This window comes from Streptomyces sp. NPDC055099 (genome assembly GCF_053607685.1).
Genome location: NZ_JBSGUA010000023.1, coordinates 48,445 through 66,318 on the forward strand (window position 1 = coordinate 48,445; position 17,874 = coordinate 66,318).

At 69.9% G+C, this 17,874-nt stretch carries 19 protein-coding genes; 11 read left to right on the top strand and 8 right to left on the bottom strand.

Features of this window, described 5'->3' with window-relative positions; translation table 11 throughout:
• Window positions 1-114 precede the first annotated feature (114 nt).
• Entirely contained in the window at window positions 115-1,275 is a 1,161-nt protein-coding gene (locus ACWFRU_RS37185) for a serine hydrolase domain-containing protein (protein WP_453692529.1), read from the top strand.
• Between the two features lie 101 nt (window positions 1,276-1,376).
• On the opposite strand, the gene ACWFRU_RS37190 is transcribed toward ACWFRU_RS37185, so the two are convergent.
• Window positions 1,377-2,303 (bottom strand): LysR family transcriptional regulator, encoded by a 927-nt coding sequence (locus ACWFRU_RS37190; protein ID WP_453692530.1) that lies wholly within the window; start codon window positions 2,301-2,303, stop codon window positions 1,377-1,379.
• 99 nt (window positions 2,304-2,402) lie between these two features.
• On the opposite strand from ACWFRU_RS37190, the gene pcaD reads away from it, so the two are divergent.
• Window positions 2,403-3,209, top strand: a complete 807-nt coding sequence (pcaD, locus tag ACWFRU_RS37195) for a 3-oxoadipate enol-lactonase (RefSeq protein WP_453692531.1) — start codon at window positions 2,403-2,405, stop codon at window positions 3,207-3,209.
• A 135-nt stretch (window positions 3,210-3,344) separates the two neighbouring features.
• Here pcaD and ACWFRU_RS37200 read toward each other — a convergent pair whose 3' ends face one another.
• Window positions 3,345-7,121, bottom strand: coding sequence for a CHAT domain-containing protein (locus ACWFRU_RS37200; RefSeq protein ID WP_453692532.1), 3,777 nt, complete (start codon window positions 7,119-7,121; stop codon window positions 3,345-3,347).
• An 81-nt stretch (window positions 7,122-7,202) separates the two neighbouring features.
• On the opposite strand from ACWFRU_RS37200, the gene ACWFRU_RS37205 reads away from it, so the two are divergent.
• Window positions 7,203-7,598 (top strand): hypothetical protein, encoded by a 396-nt coding sequence (locus tag ACWFRU_RS37205; protein WP_453692533.1) that lies wholly within the window; start codon window positions 7,203-7,205, stop codon window positions 7,596-7,598.
• Window positions 7,598-8,542, top strand: a complete 945-nt coding sequence (locus tag ACWFRU_RS37210) for a hypothetical protein (protein ID WP_453692534.1) — start codon at window positions 7,598-7,600, stop codon at window positions 8,540-8,542. The genes ACWFRU_RS37205 and ACWFRU_RS37210 overlap by 1 nt, the downstream gene beginning before the upstream one ends.
• 154 nt (window positions 8,543-8,696) lie before the next feature.
• Here the strand turns inward: ACWFRU_RS37210 and ACWFRU_RS37215 are convergent, their stop codons facing one another.
• On the bottom strand, window positions 8,697-9,068 hold the full coding sequence (locus ACWFRU_RS37215; RefSeq protein WP_453692535.1) for a winged helix-turn-helix transcriptional regulator: 372 nt from the start codon (window positions 9,066-9,068) through the stop codon (window positions 8,697-8,699).
• A gap of 119 nt (window positions 9,069-9,187) precedes the next feature.
• On the opposite strand from ACWFRU_RS37215, the gene ACWFRU_RS37220 reads away from it, so the two are divergent.
• Window positions 9,188-10,027 (top strand): SDR family oxidoreductase, encoded by an 840-nt coding sequence (locus tag ACWFRU_RS37220; RefSeq protein ID WP_453692536.1) that lies wholly within the window; start codon window positions 9,188-9,190, stop codon window positions 10,025-10,027.
• Between the two features lie 23 nt (window positions 10,028-10,050).
• Here the strand turns inward: ACWFRU_RS37220 and ACWFRU_RS37225 are convergent, their stop codons facing one another.
• Entirely contained in the window at window positions 10,051-11,058 is a 1,008-nt protein-coding gene (locus tag ACWFRU_RS37225) for a helix-turn-helix transcriptional regulator (RefSeq protein ID WP_453692537.1), read from the bottom strand.
• 91 nt (window positions 11,059-11,149) lie between these two features.
• On the opposite strand from ACWFRU_RS37225, the gene ACWFRU_RS37230 reads away from it, so the two are divergent.
• A complete protein-coding gene (locus ACWFRU_RS37230) occupies window positions 11,150-11,548 on the top strand; it encodes a VOC family protein (RefSeq protein ID WP_453692538.1) in 399 nt (132 codons plus the stop codon).
• 83 nt (window positions 11,549-11,631) lie between these two features.
• Here the strand turns inward: ACWFRU_RS37230 and ACWFRU_RS37235 are convergent, their stop codons facing one another.
• Entirely contained in the window at window positions 11,632-11,847 is a 216-nt protein-coding gene (locus ACWFRU_RS37235; protein WP_453692539.1) for a hypothetical protein, read from the bottom strand.
• 282 nt (window positions 11,848-12,129) lie between these two features.
• On the opposite strand from ACWFRU_RS37235, the gene ACWFRU_RS37240 reads away from it, so the two are divergent.
• Complete coding sequence (locus ACWFRU_RS37240; protein WP_453692540.1) at window positions 12,130-12,735, top strand: hypothetical protein; 606 nt, start codon at window positions 12,130-12,132, stop codon at window positions 12,733-12,735.
• 301 nt (window positions 12,736-13,036) lie between these two features.
• Here ACWFRU_RS37240 and ACWFRU_RS37245 read toward each other — a convergent pair whose 3' ends face one another.
• Both ACWFRU_RS37245 and ACWFRU_RS37250 read right to left on the bottom strand, forming a co-directional pair.
• Window positions 13,037-13,318, bottom strand: coding sequence for a hypothetical protein (locus ACWFRU_RS37245; RefSeq protein ID WP_453692541.1), 282 nt, complete (start codon window positions 13,316-13,318; stop codon window positions 13,037-13,039).
• Between the two features lie 270 nt (window positions 13,319-13,588).
• Window positions 13,589-14,527 (bottom strand): TIGR03620 family F420-dependent LLM class oxidoreductase, encoded by a 939-nt coding sequence (locus ACWFRU_RS37250; protein WP_453692542.1) that lies wholly within the window; start codon window positions 14,525-14,527, stop codon window positions 13,589-13,591.
• A gap of 116 nt (window positions 14,528-14,643) precedes the next feature.
• Between ACWFRU_RS37250 and ACWFRU_RS37255 the strand changes: the two genes are divergently transcribed.
• The 4 genes from ACWFRU_RS37255 to ACWFRU_RS37270 all read left to right on the top strand — a co-directional run bounded on the left by ACWFRU_RS37255 (window position 14,644) and on the right by ACWFRU_RS37270 (window position 16,938).
• A complete protein-coding gene (locus ACWFRU_RS37255) occupies window positions 14,644-15,234 on the top strand; it encodes a TetR/AcrR family transcriptional regulator (RefSeq protein WP_453692543.1) in 591 nt (196 codons plus the stop codon).
• 66 nt (window positions 15,235-15,300) lie between these two features.
• Window positions 15,301-15,852 carry a GNAT family N-acetyltransferase gene (locus ACWFRU_RS37260; RefSeq protein WP_453692544.1) on the top strand — a complete coding sequence of 184 codons (552 nt, stop codon included), beginning with the start codon at window positions 15,301-15,303 and terminating at the stop codon, window positions 15,850-15,852.
• A gap of 202 nt (window positions 15,853-16,054) precedes the next feature.
• Window positions 16,055-16,450 (top strand): metalloregulator ArsR/SmtB family transcription factor, encoded by a 396-nt coding sequence (locus ACWFRU_RS37265; protein WP_453692545.1) that lies wholly within the window; start codon window positions 16,055-16,057, stop codon window positions 16,448-16,450.
• A complete protein-coding gene (locus ACWFRU_RS37270) occupies window positions 16,447-16,938 on the top strand; it encodes an SRPBCC family protein (RefSeq protein ID WP_453692546.1) in 492 nt (163 codons plus the stop codon). The genes ACWFRU_RS37265 and ACWFRU_RS37270 overlap by 4 nt, the downstream gene beginning before the upstream one ends.
• Window positions 16,939-17,106: 168 nt before the next feature.
• Here ACWFRU_RS37270 and ACWFRU_RS37275 read toward each other — a convergent pair whose 3' ends face one another.
• Window positions 17,107-17,832 (bottom strand): nitroreductase, encoded by a 726-nt coding sequence (locus ACWFRU_RS37275; RefSeq protein WP_453692547.1) that lies wholly within the window; start codon window positions 17,830-17,832, stop codon window positions 17,107-17,109.
• Window positions 17,833-17,874: the final 42 nt, after the last annotated feature.

Below are 17,874 nucleotides of genomic sequence, written 5' to 3' on the forward strand. Positions count from 1 at the left end.
CGGTGTACGTCGCTGACCTGCGTACAGGCAGACTCGCACAAGCTCGAACAGCACATCCGTTGAATGAGCTCGTAAGCGGCGAACAGCCTTGGTCTCACATCTGTCGTCGCTGTCTTGGAGGCATACGTGGGCCGCCTCGGTTCCCTCGTGCTGTTGCTCGTGCTCGCACTGGTGGGGTGTTCGAATGTGCACACCGTGGCCGGAACAGGGTCCGGTGGCGGGAAGGCGGGAGGGGCCCCGGCGAGCCGGGACCCGGCGGATCCGGACATCGACCGCTACCTCGACCGCGTACTCCCGCAGGGGGCAGGCATCACCGTGGCCGCCGCCCGAGGGGGCAGGCTCCAGCACTGCGCGGGCCGCGGACTCGCCGACCGCGCGGCGAAGACACTCGCGACCTGCGACACCGTGTACGACGTCATGTCGATCACGAAGCAGTTCACCGCCGCCGCGATCCTGAAGCTGGAGATGAGCGGGAAGCTCCGGGTGAGCGACCGGATCGGTGCGCATCTGAGCTCCGTGCCCAAGGACAAGCGGGACATCACCCTGCACCAGCTCCTCACGCACACGGCGGGCCTGCCCGAATCGCTCGGTGACGACTACGAACCGCTGTCGCGGGGGGAGTTGCTGGACGGGGTGCTGAAAGCCCGGCTGCGGTCGGCTCCCGGCAAGGAGTTTCGCTATTCGAATACCGGCTACAGCGTGCTCGCCGCGATTGTCGAGAAGGTCTCGGGCCTCAGCTATGAACGTTACTTGGCCCAGAACTTGTTCAGGCCCGCGGGGATGACCCGTACCGGCTATGTGCTGCCCGCGTGGAAGCGCGAGCAGGTCGCCGTCGAGTACGACCGTCACGGGCGAGCGCAGGGACGGCCGATGGACCACGCGTGGGCGCCAGATGGGCCGTCCTGGAATCTGCGCGGCAACGGCGGGATGCTCTCCACGGCCCGGGACATGTTCCGCTGGCATCGCGCCCTCGCCGGCGACAATGTCCTGTCCGCGACCGCGAAGCGGAAGCTGTTCGCTCCGCAGGTGCGGGTGCCGGAGCTGGACGCTGCCTATGGCTACGGCTGGGTCGTCGTGGATTCCGATGACGGCCCGGGTGTCTGGCACGACGGGGGCAACGACTGGTCGCTGGCGACGCTCGCCAGATTCCGCCGCGACGGAATCCTGGTGTTCTGGGTGAGCAATCAGGCGTACCAGAAGGGGAAATGGAACCTTGAGGACGTTCAGATGAAGCTGACGCATGGCATCGCTGAGCGGCTACGACGCCGCGCCTGACGACGGGGGGGCGTCGGCGCGGGCCTGGTGGCCGGCCACGTGGACAGGTCGTCATCCGTGCCGAGCTGACGCATGGCGCGTCCGTGCTCAATGCGCAATGCTCACTTCGCCTTGGGTACATGGCCCAGCGTCGGCTGCAGGAGCGGTGCGTGGCGGGTCAAGAAGTCCCATAGCTGTTCGGCGACGGGTCCGTGCGGGCGGTCGCGCCGACGAGCTGCCGAGAGATCCTCGACCACACCGGGAAAGTGCCGTCCGGCAATGGAGAGCAGGCTTCCGTCACGCAACTCCTTTTCGATCAGGAATCGCGGCACGTGGCCCCAAGCCATGCCGTGCAAGATCAGCTCCTTCTTCATGAGGTGGTCCGGAACAGAGCTCTGGGGCGCGCCTTCGACCAGGAAATGGCCCGGTTCGGACGGATGCCGCGCCGAGTCCCGCACCACGCATTGGGTGAAGGCCTGCATCCGCTGCGGTGTGATGTCAGCGTCCGGAGGGAAGGGCAGGAAGCCGGGTGCCACGACGGGGATCAGCGCGACGCGGCCGAGGTCGATCCATTCCATCCGCACGTCGCTCTTGGGGACGCGGTGCACGATGAGGTCGGCCTCGTCCTCCAGCAGCCGCTCCCATGGACCGGTGACTGTCTCGAACTGCAGGTGCAGTCGTGTCTGTGGGCACTGCGCGAAGAAGCGGCTGAGTATCTCCAGCACCGGTGGAAGGGGGCACAGGTCGCCGAGTACCACGCGCAGTTCGGCTTCCTCGCCCATCGCCAACTGTGCGGCGTAGGTCTGCAGTTCCTCGGCCTCGTGCAGCAGGAGGCGCGCCTTGCGGTGGAAGGCGTGCCCCGCCTCGGTGAGTTGAACCCGATAGCCCGAGCGATCCAGCAGGTCCAGGCCCAGCTGGCGCTCCAACTTGGCGACTGCTGCGAACACGGAAGGGTGCGAGCGGTGCAGCCGCTCGGCGGCGGCCTGGAAGCCGCCATCGATCACAACGGCGTTGAAGCACTGCAACTCGTGGAGCGTGAAATTCGACATCGTCCAGAAAACCTACAGGCTGCGTCTGATCTTTGTAATGGAAGTCTGCAGATGGCATTCCTAGGCTGAGCGCATAGCCGCTAGATCACTGGAGCTGACATGACGTCACAAGCCCGTACTGCCATCACCACCGGCGATGGCGTCCGCATCGCCTACCGCTTCGACGGTGACGAGAACAAGCCGGTGCTGCTGCTCTCGAACTCCATCGGCACCGACCTCCACATGTGGGATGGCCAGGTGTCGGCGCTGACGGATCACTTCCGGCTGCTGCGCTACGACGCACGCGGACACGGCGCCTCAGATGTCCCGAAGGGCCCGTACTCCCTGGACCGGCTGGGGCGCGACGTCGTGGAGCTGCTGGACGCCCTGGGGCTGCAGCGGGTGCACGTACTGGGCCTTTCTCTGGGTGGAATCGTCGCGCAGTGGCTGGGGATCCACGTTCCGGAGCGCGTTGACCGGTTGGTGCTCTCCAACACCGCCGCCTACCTCGGCCCGGCCAGTCAGTGGGATCGACCGATCGCCGACCTGCTGGCAGCGCCCGACATGCAGGCCACTGCGGAGATGTTCCTGCACAACTGGTTCCCGGCCCGCATGCTGGGAGGCGACGACGAGGTGGTCGAGGGCTTCCGCCGCACCCTGCTCACCACGCAACGCGAGGGCGTGGCCGGCAGCTGGGCTGCGGTGCGCGACTATGACCTGCGCCGCACAGCCACCCTCATCGAGGCTCCGACACTGGTCATCGCGGGCGAACACGACACCGTCACGTCCGCCGACCACGGCAAGGAGCTCGCCGCGACCGTCCCCAGCGCGCGGTTCACCGTCCTGCCCACCGTGCACATGGCGAACATCGAAGGGGAGGCGGAGTTCTTGGATGCCGTGCTGACCTTCCTCACCGCACAGTCGTGACGGCTACGGCCTCGTTTGCCGACGGCCCCTTCCCACTGACCACGAGCCAACCAGGCCCCACCCCACGACCCGGAGCTCTGGATCCTCCATCCCTCCAACTGCGGCGAACATCCCGGATCTCCCCGAGGCGGATCGTCACGGCCCCGCGTGGACCTGGCACGCCCACAGGCTGGGCGTGTGGGGGTAGGTGTCGCGCAGGCTGCGGACGGCGCGGTGCAGGGCTTCGGCCGTGCGGGCGACGTCGAGTGTGCCATCGCCCCTGTTCAAGGTGTCGTACACGCTGAGCGCGACGTCCGCCCCGATCTCGTCGTCGACGTGCCACAGGGAGCCGACGACATGGGGGAAGCCGGCCATCTGGAAGGCGCTGACGATGTGGACGGCCTCGTCGGCGAGTTCGGGGCTGGTGCGCAGGGTGTCGCAGGCGGACAGGTAGGCGAGCCGGACCGACGGCAAGCGCAGTCGGGCCAGGTCGCGTACGGTCAGCGGGCGTTCGGTGTGGTCGTGCAGGACGAGCCGGCTGCCGGAGGCACGTTCCAGGTCGCCCAGAGCGTGGCAGGCGAAGTGGGCGTAGGGGTGGCGGGGCAGGGCCGAGACGACCGCGGAGTGTGTCGCGGAGGTGTCCGCGAGGAGCGTGGCCCCGGGCAGCAGGCGGGCCAGGTGGTCGGCCTCACGGCGTGCGCCGGGCAGCGGGGCCTGTCCACTGGCCTGGGCGGCGCTGACGATGAGGGTTCCGGTGCCCGTGGGGCGTGCGGTGCGTCGGCGGGCGTGGTGCAGGGCGCGCAGGGTGGGGGTGTAGGAGGAGACCACGCGGTCGAGGGCGCCCGGAGCGGCGTCGTGGGGCGCCGCCGCGTGCAGCGGCAGGGTGCCCAGGAGGCCGCCGGGCGACCACCACACGCGTACTGCCGTGGGGAGATGGTCGAGGACCGGTCCGGTGATCGTCTGCCACAGCCAGGCGAGGGTGTCCCGTACGTCCTGCTGCGCGCGCTGCGACTGTTTGCGCGAGGTGCCCGGTGTCTCGATGCGGATCAGCGCGTCCTGGAAGGTCTGGCGGCGTGTTGCCGTCGTTTGCGGGTCCAGGCCCGGAAGCGGAACGGCCTTGATGGCGTGCTCGGTGACGATCAGGGCGTCGCTGCCGTAGGGGGAGACGTTGACCAGGATCACGGGTCCCGCCGCGGCCGTGGCGCGCAGTTCGTCCTCGTCCCACTCCCGCACCGGACGCAGCAGGCCCAGTTCGGGGTGCTCGGCGCGGATCTGGGCGGTGAGGTCCCGCCAGTCGGCGGCCAGTTGTTGGCGTACATCGGCGCGGGCGTCGGCGGGGCCGGGCGATTCCTCGGCGAGTAACCCCTGGCTGTCGGTCGCCGTGTCGAGGGCTTGGCGCAGCTCCTCGAAGCGGTCGGCGAGACCGGGGGCATGCTCCCGCAGCCGCGTCAGATCGCTGTCGGCGTCGAAGGCGTGGGAGAGGATCACGCCCCTGGCCTGTTCGAGCAGTTTGACGGCGAGCCCGGGCCGGCCACAGCGCACCGCGCAGGCAGCGGCGGCGGCGCCGAGGCCGACGGTGCGGCTGAGCAGGAACTCCTGGTCGTCGCGGACGAGATGGCGGGGTGCGACCGCGTGCAGCAGGTCGACCGCCACAACGTAGCCGTCCAGGGCGCCGTCCCAGTCACCCAGCTCGGCGCGGACCTCGCCCCAGGACCGGGCCGCGTCCAGGCGCAGGACGGGCGCGCACTGCTGTTCCAGGGCTGCCTGCTGGAACCGCTCGGCTGCTTCGACCAGGTCGGCCGGGCGGCGACGGCGGCGGGGTCCCGGGGTGCGCAGGACGCCTCCGAGGTTCGACAGGCGTTGCGTGCGGGTGGGGTGGCCGGGCGCTGTGGCCTCGACCGCCCGGCGGTACAGCGCGACCGCCTCGTTCCGGGCGCCGGATGACAGCAGGGCGAGGGGGCTGATCAGCCGTGCGCCCGCGGCGACCGTGAGGGCACCGGGCAGGTCGGGGGAGCCCGGGGGCAGCGCCGCGATCACCGCGTCGGCCAGCTCGCGGGCCTCGCGGGCCTCGCCGATCCGCAGGGTTTTCGAGATGCGGGACAGCAGGGCGACGGCGAGGTTGTGGCGGCGGCGGGGCAGCTTCGGGTCGCCCTCCGGGGTGAGGGCGAGCGCCTCCCGCAGGAGCCCTACCGCCTCATCGAGTCGGGCCACGGGGTCGGGGACACGTTCGAGGCCCGTCAGGAGGCTGAGCCCGGTCGAGCTCAACAGCGCCGCCCGGTGCGCCGGGCCCATGCCGGGCAGGTCGAAGGCCCGTCGTCGGCACTCCCGGGACTCCCGCAGGTCGTCGCCGTCCTCGGTCAGCAGGTGCCGCAGACTCAACGCGGCACCGAGGTTGAGCAGCCGCAGTCCGAGTGACCCGTGCCCCTGTCGGGTGAGTGCCACCGACTCGCGGTGAGCCGATACGGCGTCGTTCAACTCCTGCGGTTTTCCCGATCGTTGATGGCAGGCGACCAGCACCAGGCCCAGGTCGTCGAGCGCCGCGGGACGGTCCGGGTGGCCCGGCGGCATGAGTCCTTCGGCGTGCCGGAGCTGGCGCAGTGCCTCGTCCAGGTCCGCTCCGTTCGCCCTCGGGTCCAGGAGGTAGCGGTTGTACAGGGCCATCGCGGGAGCGATGAGCGGCGGTTGCGGCCCCGCCGCCTTGGCGGAGGCAGCGGTCCGAGGGTGGTCGGTGAGAGCGAGCGCCGCGTCCAGGTCGGCCCGCGAGCCGGTCGCGACGGAGCGGGCGCGCAGGGCGTTGCCCAGTGCGTTGCGCAGGGCGGCGGTCTCACCTGGATTCCCGGCCGCCCGCAGGGCCTCGGTGAACACGGTGATCGCCTCGTCGAGATCCGCCGTGCGGCCGGTGTGGTGCGCCCTGAGGACGAGTGCCATGCCCAGATCGTGGCCCGCCGCCGCGGGTCCCCTCGGATGGCCGGCGCCGGCCCGGCGGCACACGTCCACCGCCTCGTCGCACTCCTCGGGCGTCGCTCCTTCCACCTGCCGCAGCAGCACCAGAGCGGCCCCCAGGGCGCTGAAGGAGTGGGGCAGATATGGGTCGCCGGGCGGCAGGTGGGCCAAGGCATCCCGCGCGATGCCCACGGCCTCGTGCAGGTCCTCGCCATCGTGCGAGTCCAGGTAGCGGTCCAGGAGCCGGCGGCCCAGACCGGTCAGAACGCGAGGCCGTTCGGGGGAGTCGGCCGGAATCTGCTTGAGGGCGCCGTGGATGAACCGGACGGGATCCGCGTCCGCCAGGTCCCCGAACGGCCAGGTCGCCCCCGTGAGGGTCACGATGTCGGCCATGCCTTTGAGCCGGTCGGGGAACCAGGGGTCGTACTCCGGTGTCGCGAGGACGGCGAGGCTGCCGAGCCCGATCACGCTGGCGAGCCGGGCCTCGGGCGGCAACGGCAGGGCGGCGAGGGCCACGGCCATCTCGTGAAGTCGTCGCACGTCCTCGGAGGCGCCCGGCGGCGGGTTGTGCTGCCGCCCCTCCACGACGATCTTGAATGCGGCGACCTGGGCCGCCCACGCGTCGGGACCGTCCGCGTCGGCCGGATCGGGGTGCATGGCCGGATCGTTGGCCGCATAGCCCGCCGACAACTGCGCCGGCACCAGTCGCGGGTCGGAGACCCACACCGGATAGAGCAAGGTCCCGGCCATGCACCCGTGGACGGTTCCGCGATTGTCCGGGGCGGCCATCGCGCGGGCGGCGCACAGCCAGCCGGCCGCGTGCCGGGCCGCCATGTCGGTGCTCGTGTCGCAGGTCCGCAGCAGCCCCCGCAGTTCGGCATCCGCGAGGGGGCCGAACACCACGTCCGCGTCCACACCGCCCTCCGCCGTAAAGGCCCGGTCGAGGCGCACGCTGACCGCCTGGAAGAACCACTCCCGGTCGTACCTCACGGCTTCGCTCCCCCCAGCCGTCACCTCCGACGGCACGTCAAGTCCCCCGTAACTCTGCCTGATGTACGGCACACTTGGACCATGACCGCATCTCCCGACTCCCCGCGACCCGACCGCAGGGCGGCAGCGGCGCTGTGCGCGCTGCTCGGCTCACCGGAAGACCTGCGGCAGCCCGGGATCCGGGAAACGGCCGAGCAGGCAAGGGACTTGCTGCGTTCAGGCGCCGACTCCGACGAACTCGTCGCCCACTTCCGTGCCTTGGACAGGCTGCTGCGCCAGAGCGGGGACGCACGCGGCCTGGTCAACGACTCTCGGGGCGGGGTAGCCCCCGGCATCGCGCCCCACATCAAGGTGGCCCTGTGCCCGGGACCGGCCCTGTGCAGCCGCGTCGCACGGGCCCGCGACCTGCTCCCCGCCCCGCACTGCGCCGTCAACGACACCCGCATGCGCAAGGGCCGACTGGGCCCCGCACGGTGATGAACCCTCTCCTCGCCACCCTGGGCGGCAAACTCACCGAACGCTGGCTGAACCTGCTGGTGCTGCCCGGTGCCCTCTTCCTCGCCGCCGCGGCCATCGGTACCACCCTGGGCCACCGCCGCTGGAACGACCTCGAGGGGCTGCGCACCACCCTGGACGACCTCGCCGCCCGCCCCGCCCTCGAGCGCACCGGGACTGCCGCGCTCGTGATCGTGCTCGTCCTGCTCGCCGCGACCGCGGCCTCGCTGGTCGCGCAGTTCCTCGGTGGCGTGATCGAGCGGTACTGGCTGCGCTTCGCCCGGGACCCCGTCTCGCACGCCCTCGTCGACCGACGCAGGCGCACGTGGGTGCGTCGCGAGCGGGAGCTCGACGCGGCCTACCCCCTCACGCGCACCGATGCTTTCTCCGATGCCGAAGATGGCGATGGCGGTGGCGCGGTGCCGACTCCGGCCGGGGCCCTTGGGCGGATCCAGGCCCTCACGGATGCCCGCAACCGCGTGGCACTGCGCGAACCCACCCGCCCCACCTGGTACGGCGACCGCATGCAGGCGACGGCAGACCGCGTGGAGGCTGCCTATGGCGTGGACCTCGCCGCTCTCTGGCCTCGGCTGTGGCTGATCCTGCCCGAACCCGCCGTGCGCCACATTCAGTCGGCGCACGACTCCTTCAGCGCCGCCGCCCGCCTCGCCGCCTGGGCCGTGGGCTACGCCGTGCTCGCCTGCTGGTGGTGGCCGGCCGGGCTGGTCGCCCTCTGCTGCGCAGCGGTGGCCCGCTCCCGTGCCCGCACGGCCCTGGAGGCGCTCGCCGGGCTCATCGAGGCCGCCGTGGATGTCCACGGCCGGGAACTGGCCGGGCGGGTCGGACTGATCGGGGTGGACTCGACGGAGCTGCTCGGCCATGAGACGGGGGAGCGGATGTCGGAACTGTTCAGGAAGGCGGATTGACGTTCCCCCGCCGGCTGATACGGGGGACTTCTGGCTCGCCGCGGTCGTGACGCAGCTCTTGCTCGACTCAGACCACCAGACGCCGGCCCACCCACGTGCAGATTCGGACCCGGATGGGAGGGGCCCGCCGAGGGGGCAGTGACGGGCGCCTGCGCTACGCCGGTCTGGGCGGCGGCAGCCGCTCGGTGATCCGGTTGAACAAGTCCGTCAGCGGTTCACTGACGTGTCGGCCGAACTCGCTCAACCCGTAGGTGACTTGGGGCGGCGTCGTCGGCTCTACCGCCCGCCAGACCAGGCCGTCCTTGACCAGAGCGCGCAGGGTCTGGGCCAGCATCTTCTCGCTGACGCCCTGGATGCTGTCCCGCAGTTCGTAGAACCGAAGGTCGCCGTTTCGCAAGGAGATCAGCACCCAGATGCCCCACCTGCTGGTCACGTGGTCGACCATGTCCCGCGCGGGGCAGTCGGTGTGAAACACCTCATACCGGGGGCTCGCTTCGGCCCCTGTCACCTGCGTGCCTTCCTCCATGTCCGGAGCTTACCTCTGGGTATGTCCTTACGGAAAGTAAGCCCGGCTCCTAGCGTCAACTCCCGCCGTGCACAACCACCGTGCACAGCCGCAGCGCACAACCGACATAGGAGCTGAACATGATCGTGGTGACCGGGGCTACCGGAAACGTGGGACGGCCTTTGACGCAGGCTCTGGCCGATGCGGGCGAGCAGGTGACGGCGGTGTCGCGGCGTGCGGCGGATATGCCGGACGGGGTGCGGCACGCGATCGCCGATCTGGCCGAACCGGCAAGCCTCCAGCCGGTGTTGGAGGGGGCGAAGGCACTGTTCCTCCTGCTGTCGGGTAACCTGCACGCCCCCGAAGCCAGGCCCGCCGACCTCATCGACCTGGCCGCGTCCTGCGGCGCCCGCCGGGTCGTCCTGCTGTCTTCGCAGGGCGTGGCGACCAGACCGCTCGGCCCGACACGGGTCGCGATGCGCGCGCTGGAGGACGCCTTGCGGGAGGCGGGCCTGGAGTGGGCCGTCCTGCGGCCGGGCGGCTTCGCCTCCAACGCCCTGGCCTGGGCGGAGTCCGTCCGAACGCAGCGAACGGTCGCCGCACCGTTCGGCGACGTGGGGGTGCCGGTCATCGACCCGGCGGACATCGCCGAGGTCGCGGCGGCCTGCCTGCTGGACGAGCGGCACACCGGTGGCGTGTACGAACTGACCGGGCCGGAAGTGATCACACCGCGTCAGCAGGCGGAGGCGATCGCCGCCGTGCTCGGCTCGCCCGTACGGTTCGAGGAACTTACCCGCGACGAGGCCAAGGCCGCGATGACCCGGTTCGTGCCCGCCGAACTCGCCGACGACACCCTGGACATCATCTCCGCCCCGAACCCGGCCGAACTGCGGATCAGCCCGGACGTGCAACGCGTACTGGGCCGCGCCCCGCGCCGCTTCGACGCCTGGGTCACCCGCAACATCGCCGCTTTCCGCTGAGACACGCCCGACGAATCGGGTCGCTAGGAATGCTCGGCCCGGGCGCAGCGCACGAGCCGTGCGGCGAAGGCCTCGACGAGGTCGCGGAGCTCGTCCGGGCGCTCGATGACGAAGGGCCGGTCCAGCGAGGCCAGTACGGCAGGCAGCCAGTCGAGCCGGTCCACGCGCATCTCTACGCACGACCACGGCTCATCCGGCGCGTCCGTGCTGTCCGGGGCCTCCAGGGCGGGCAGTTCCTCCACGAGCGCGACGCTCGGCGGAAGCCGGGTGTGAATGTGCTCGGCCGTGCCGTGGACGCGCAGGGTCACCGCATGCCGGTACGGAGCCGTGGCGAGCCCTGTCAGGACGCGCTCGGCCGGGTCGAGTCCTGCGGGCGGTTCGAACGAGCCCGGCAGGGTCCGCACGTCGCTGACGCGGTCCAGCCGAAAGATGCGGTTCTGGCCGCCGGCCGAGAGGTCCGCCCCGGTCACGTACCACTTGCCGGAGTGGGCGACGAGCCCATAGGGGTGCAGGGTGCGTTGGCTGGGGCGACCCTTCGTGTTGGTGTAGCGGATCAAGATCGGCCGGTGGTGGTTCACCGCGTCGGCGACCGCCAGCAGGACCCCCGAGTCCGGGGCGGCTGTTTCGCCGGGCTCAGCGGTGAAGGCAAGGGAGGCGAGCACGGCGTCGAGTCTGAGCCGCAGCCGCTCGGGCAGCACTCGGCGGATCTTGGCGGTCGCCGTCTCACTGGCCGTACCGGTGGCGGCCGTCAGGCCGGCGCGTCGGCCCGCGACCAGGCCGAGCAACACGGCCAGGGCCTCGTCGTCGCCGAGCATCAGCGGGGGCATGCGGTGTCCGGGGGAGAGCCGGTAGCCGCCGTAGCGGCCACGGACCGCTTCGACGGGCACGTCGAGGTCGACGAGGTGGCTGATGTAGTGCCGCACGGTGCGTTCGTCGACGTCGAGGCGGCCGGCGAGTTCGGACGCGGTCCTGATGCCGCCCGACTGCAGAAGCTCAAGGAGGGTGAGGACGCGGGCGATGGGACGAGGCATGGGCGCAAGTCTCGCCGATATACCGGGCGGGTTTCGCCCGGTATTGGTCATAGCCTCAGTTCAGAAGCCCGCAACGACCTGGAGAAGAGCCATGGATTTCGTGTCTGTCCGCATCATCACGAGCGACGTCGCCCGCCTCGTCGACTTCTACGAGCGCGCCGCCGGCGTGGCCGCCGACTGGTCCACCGAGGAGTTCGCCGAACTCAGGATCGCCTCGGCCACCCTCGCCATCGGCAGCACCCGTACGGTCCCGCTGTTCGCGCCCGGATCAGCCCGCCCGGCCGACAACCACAGCGTCATCCTCGAATTTCTCGTCGACGACGTGGATGGGGTGCACCAGAACCTGACCGGCTTCGTGGAGGACTTCGTGAACGAGCCCACCACACTGCCCTGGGGCAACCGCTCGCTCCTGTTCCGCGACCCCGACGGCAACCTGGTCAACTTCTTCACCCCCGTCACACCGGCGGCCATCGAAAAGTTCGGCCGCTGAGAGCCGGTGTTGTGCGGAGAGCGACGCTCAGGAGTAGTCGCCCTCTTTGCTGTTGACCTCGCCTTGTGACTCCGATCTTCGCCTTACTCCAGATAGAGAGCTGCCAAGCGGGGCAGTCGCTGAGCCATTTCGCTGTGGTCGTCGAAATCGAAGTTCCAGGCGGGGTCCAGCTCCGGGTAGCGGATGGTGAACGCATCGTCGGGGAGCTGCCTGCCGGTCGCCATGATGTGGGCATTCCAGGCGATGCTGAGGACCTCCTCGCACTCAAGGTCGATTCCGTCGGTTGCTGACGCGCGCACGACGGGCAGTTCTGCCAGGGCATCGGGGACGGCGACGATCTCTCGGCCGGATGGCCGGCCAGCTGCGAGGCTGCTCGGCGGGCGACATCTTCGCCGTCGTTCGGGTCGGGCACCTGATTGCGGGCCGCTTCGATGAGCTGCCAAAACTCTTGCTTGTTCATGACGGCAGAGCGTGCCACCTGGTTCTGACGTCGGGCCGGTCACGGGACCTTGGCTCACTTGAACAGGCACGTCGCTGGAGCCCGCATAGGGCTGGTCTACGCTCGCCGGATGGGTTTGTGCATGGAACTTCTCATCGTCGACTGCGCGTACATAGAAGCGGCGCCGGTCGAGGCGCGAGCCGGCCTGGTGGAGACGGCCGCGTTCGGCAGTGACGACGACGTCCGGGAGGCGGACCAGCCGGAGGGCTGGACCTGGCCTGAGGCCGAGAGCGGCTCCTGGTACGCACGCTACGAGTTCCGCAACACCCTTACCTCCTACAAGCCGCACTTCTGGGCCGGTGAACGCTGGGACAAAATGCGACCGTTCGTCAGGCCCGAACTGCGCGCGGCGCTCGATGAGTTCAGTGCTCCGTTGTTCTGGGGCGAATACAACTGGGAGTTCGCCGACCCTCCCTTCGCCCCCGCCGTTGTGGGGCGGGAGAACCACTGGTGCCCAGAGGTCATGCGGTGGCTCCTACCCGAGGACGTGACGGCCCTCCACCACTTCTGGACCCGGGGCGAACCCAGTCTGCCGTCCCTGCGTGACCCCTTCGAGCAGCACCTCGGCGAACTCACTGGCGGGTGGATCAGCGACTTCTCGTCGTTTGCTGCCCTCGTCACCGAATGGGGGGAAGTAGTGACCGAGGCCGCGGGGCGCGGGTGGGGCATCATCGGCCTCAAGTGCTGAGGAGGTCGGCATCGTCCCCAGACCATGGCCTTTCCACTCCGTGGGCGGAGGGACCCGGCCCATGATCAGGCCGTACGCATTCACCCCCGGTCGGGATGGACACGGCAGAGGACCCACCCGGGGAGGACTGCCCGTCCCCTCGATCGAGCCCTGTGCCCACTCCGGCGGCCCGCCCGTCCGCTGGGAGGGTGGCCGGTAGGGGCGGCCATGAACCGGCGGGTGCGACGCCGTCCGCTGTACCGCCGGCCTACGGATGACCTCAGCCCCGAGTTTCACACGGCGTCATATCGCCGCGCCCCGGTCAGTTCAATCCGGGGAGCCCGGGGAGCCCGGGGAGCCCGGGGAGCCCGGGGAGCTGGGGGAGCTGGGGGAGCTGGGGGAGCTGGGGCAGTTCGACTCCGGGGATCTCAGGCAGCTTGATCTCGGGGAGCTTGATCTCGGGAATCTTGATCGGGGGCAGAGGGTCGCCGGGAGCAGCTGCGGATGCGGCAGGTGCTGCGGTGGCCTGGGCTGCGTGGGCGGGAACGGTGAGGGTGCCGACGATTACGGCGGCTCCCAAGAGGGCGGTGCTGAGACGGCGCATGACGTCTCCCTTCCTTGACGGGGGCCCGGCGGGATCCGCCGGGATGCTGCCAATCGTTCCGGCCGTGCAGGCGGGGCCGCCCGAACTGGTGGGCCATACCGGTGACGGAAAGGGCGATGGTGGACGCGAGCCTGATCTGGTCTCCCGGCCGTCAGAGAACAGTTCGTAAGGTGATGCCCGCATTTGTGATGGAGCGGCTCAGTCGGCAGGCCGAGCTCTTGATTTGGCAGGCAGAGGTGACGGCTCGATCCGGCGCCCGCGGCCGGCTGCTTACTGGGGGATGGCCGAGCCAGAAGGGCGGGGTGCGAGAGCGGGGGCGAGCTCGCGCCATTCTCGCTGCGGCAGCCTGGCCGGGTCGGCGGTCAGTACCTGCAGGCAGACGTGGTCGGCTCCAGCTTGGAAGTGCTGCTGAACGCGTCGGCGGATCGCTTCCGTGTCTCCGTGGGCGACGATCGCGTCCACCAGCCTGCGGCTTGGACCGCCGACGATGTCGTCGTCCCCGAAGCCGAGCCGGCGCACGCTGGCCTCCTGGTGCGGTGCCATGAGGTACGGGGCGACATGCGCTGTAGCCACCTCCCGGGCCCGGCCGAGGTCATGGTCGAGTACGACGGCCTGCTCGACGCCGAGAAACGCATCTGGTCCCATGATCTGACGTGCCCGTGCGGTGTGCTCGACGGGCACGAAGTACGTGTGCGCACCCCAAGCGTGATCGGCGGCCAGCTTGAGCATCTTCGGGCCCATGGCGGCCAGAACGCGGTGCGGGGCCGGGTCTGGTTTCGGACCATGGGCGGGTGACGCGTCCATGGCCTCCAGATAGGAGCGCATCGTCGCCACCGCTCTGCCACGGGCCGGTACGGGGTAGCCGTCCACTTCGTGAACGGTGTCGTCGACACGGTGCCCGCCCAGGCCGAGTACGTAGCGTCCGGGGAATGCCTCACCGAGGGTGCGCGCCGCGGCGGCAGTGGCGATCGGGTCCCTGAAGGCGATATTGGCGATGCCGGATGCGACAGCGATGCGACGGGTCGCCGACAGGAGCAGCCACGCCTGGCCCACCGTGTCGCGGCCGAACGCCTCGCCGTACCAAAGGGCGCCGTATCCCAACTCCTCGATTTCTGCGGCTGATTCCCGCACCCGTCCGGCGGGCTGCCCTTCGAAGGCGAGAGTCCAGATCCCGACCCGGCCGAGCTCCGTCGATGCGCCGTCCGTCATGGATACTCCTCAGTCAGAGCTTTCCGGAGAGGTTCTCCGTTTGCGAGCCGCTACGATACGGAGAACTTCTCCACTTTGCTAGATCCGGGGGCAGCCGAAGGGCAGGATGGTGACGCATGACGTTCGGACACGGTGACGCCGGTCAATCGCTCAAGCGCACGGACGCGCGCCTGAACAGGGAACGCTTGGTGACCACCGCGCAGGAAGTGTTCGCCGAAACCGGCCCCGGCGCGTCCCTCAATGAGATTGCCCGCCGGGCCGGGGTGGGGCCGGGGACCCTGTACCGTCACTTCCCGAACCGCCAGGCGCTGCTGACCGCCGTACTCAAGAACCGGATTCAGGTGCTGTGCGGGCAAGCGGAAAGGCTGTGCACCTCGGACTCCGCCGACGACGCCCTGGCGCAATGGCTGGGCGCCTTCCTGGTCCATGCCCGTGCCGACCACGGCATGGGCAGCGCTCTGATGGTCAACGAGCCCGGTGCGCCGCACCTCGACTGCCATCAACCGATCCTGAACGCGGCAACCAGTCTCCTGGCCCGGGCGCAACAGCGCGGAACCGCACGCGCCGACCTGGCCGCCGGAGATCTGGTCCAACTCGTCACCGGGATCGCGTTGTCCACGGTCCGTGACGAGGACACCGACCAGGCCAACCGGCTTCTGGCCCTCGTCCTTGATGCCGTGTGCGGAGTACCACGCCGAGGCAACTGATCGGTTCGTGCACGCGGACTTGTACCTGCCCCAATCACCCCGAACAGGTGCGGTAGGTTCGCCCGCATGACTGTGCTCGGACCCGTCGCCTGGCCACCTGCTCCGATCAGGACCCAGCGGCTCGTGCTCCGGGAGTCCGAGGCCCGCGACCGTGCGGCGTTCATCGAGCTGTTCGCCTCGCCCGAGGTACGCGCCCATCTCGGTGGCCCTCGTCCGCGTGCTGAGCTCGAACGCTCCGTGCCCGAGGTGCCCGGGCGTCGCCCCGGTCTCTTCGTCATCGCTCTCGAGGGGGCGATGATCGGCACGATCACGCTTCTCGACCGGCGCGACGCGGAACGTCCGGGACACATCTGTCCGCAGGCCGAGGAGGCCGAGCTCGGCTACATGTTCCTGCCGCAAGCGTGGGGGTGCGGGTACGCCGCCGAGGCGTGCACAGCGGCACTCGCCTGGTTCGCCGGCGCGTTCCCCGGCGAGCCGGTGGTGCTCTGCACCCAGATCGCCAACAACCGCTCGATGCGCCTCGCGGCGAAGCTGGGGTTCAGCGAGGTGGAGCGGTTCGAGGAGTGGGGCGCGGAGCAGTGGTTCGGCGCATGGACCTCGGCCTCCGCGCACGGTTGAGCCAGCCCAGCGCCCGAGCGGCCCGATCGGTTGCTTGCGATGAGGAGGCACGTTCGTGGTCGCCCTCAGGGGTGTAGTTCGGTCGGCGCCAAGGCTGGTGGCGAGTAGGGGCGATCACCCCTGCGGTAGGCACCACTTGGTGCACACAGCCGATCTGGGATTGGCTCTTCTGGACGCGTAACCAATCGGTTACGCTTTGGGTGTGGACGACGAGCTGAGCAAGGTGGCCGACGCCATCGCCGATCCGGTGCGCCGGGAGATCCTGATGATGTTGCGCCCCACCTCGCTGACGGTTGGCGACATCGCTGCCCGGTTCGTCATCAGCCGCCCCGCTGTCAGCCGTCACCTGCGCGTGCTGCGGGAGAGCGGCCTGGTCCAGGACCAGCAGACCGGCCGCCATCGGCGCTACTCCCTGATCCGTTCACGCTTGGGCGACCTCGCCGCCTGGCTCGCCCAGTTCGAGACCCAGCGTGTCGACTGGGCACAGCGCCTGGCGGCGTTGGAGACCGAAGTCCACCGCACCCGACGGGACCGCAACCGGGCTGAGCCCGCCACCGATCAGCCCACCGCGCGCCACTCCAAGGAGGACACGGCATGACCCTCGAGCCCACCGGACGACTGATCCCTACACCAACGGGGCACGATCTGATCCTTACCCGCAGCTACCGCGCCTCCGCCGACGACGTCTGGGCGAGTGTCACCGAGGCGGAGCGCACCGCCCGCTGGTTCGGCCCTTGGCGCGGCCGGGGAGCGGTCGGCGGCACCGTCGAGGTGCAGATGGTGTTCGAGGAGTCGGCGCCCTGGTGTCCCCTGCGCATCGAAGCCTGTGAACCGCCGCGCCGACTCGCCGTCTCGATGGAGGACGAGGCCGGATCCTGGTCGATGGAGCTGCTGCTGGCCGAAAGCGGCGGTACCACCGAACTGCGGTTGATCCAGCATCTGGCCTCCACAGAGCACCTTGGTCAGGCCGGTCCGGGCTGGGAGTACTACCTGGACATGCTCACCGCCGCCCGCACGGGCGGGCCACGGCCTGACTTCGAGGACTACTACCCCGCGCAGAAGGCCTACTTCGAGTCCTTGGCCTGAGCGTGTCGGCCCACTTCCCGACGTCGGACAGAACGTCGTGGAGCAGCGCGCTGTCCCGCGTCAGGAAGGGCTGCGCTCGCCTCCCTGAGCAGCACCGGGGGCCTACTGGGAGGGGAAGCAGGCGGTAGACAAGCATCACCGCGGTGTCTGGGCAGTGCCTTCGGGCGGCTAGATGTGGAACGTGGTGGTTGCCTCCAGTGCCGCCCGGCCGGTCATGACCCGGTTCACCGACGCGTCTTCATCGGTGTAACCGAAAGAGACCCCCACGAGCAGCTTCCCCTCGTCCACTCCAAGCTGGTCGCGGACGGTGTCGGCGTAGAAGCTGAGCAGACCCTGCGGGCAACTGGCCACGCCATAGGCGGTCATGGACAGCAATAGCGTCTGCAGGTAGGCGCCGACGTCGGCGGCCAGTCGCGGCCCGCCGTCGCCGGTGACGAACAGGAACGCGGCATGGGGCGCCCCGTAGAAGCCCAGGCTCCGCGCGTCGTAGGCCGCGCGAGCCGTGTGGTCCTCGGGGCCGATGCCCAGCGCTCCGTACAGATCGGCGCCGAAGGCGGCCCGCCGCTCCTGGTGAACGGGTGCGTACATGTCCTCGGAGTAGGGGTAGTCGGCCGTGACGCGCCGTTCCGCATGAGCCGTTCGCAGGGCGTCGGCCAGACGGTTTCGCCGCGCGCCGCCGACCACTTCCACCCGCCACGGCTGCGCGTTGGAGTTGGACGGCGCGGCGCCGGCCAGGGAGAAGATCCCGCGCAAAGTGTCCTCGGGCACCGGGTCGGGACGGAAGGCGCGCGTCGCGCGGCGCCCGCGGATCAACTGCTCGGCGTACTCCCACGCTCGTGTTCCGCCGGTGGGTGTCTCGCTCGTGCGCGTCCGGGTGGTGATCGGTCCGCTCATGGAACTCTCCTTCGGTCCATCGAAGTAAACGGAATCGTTTAC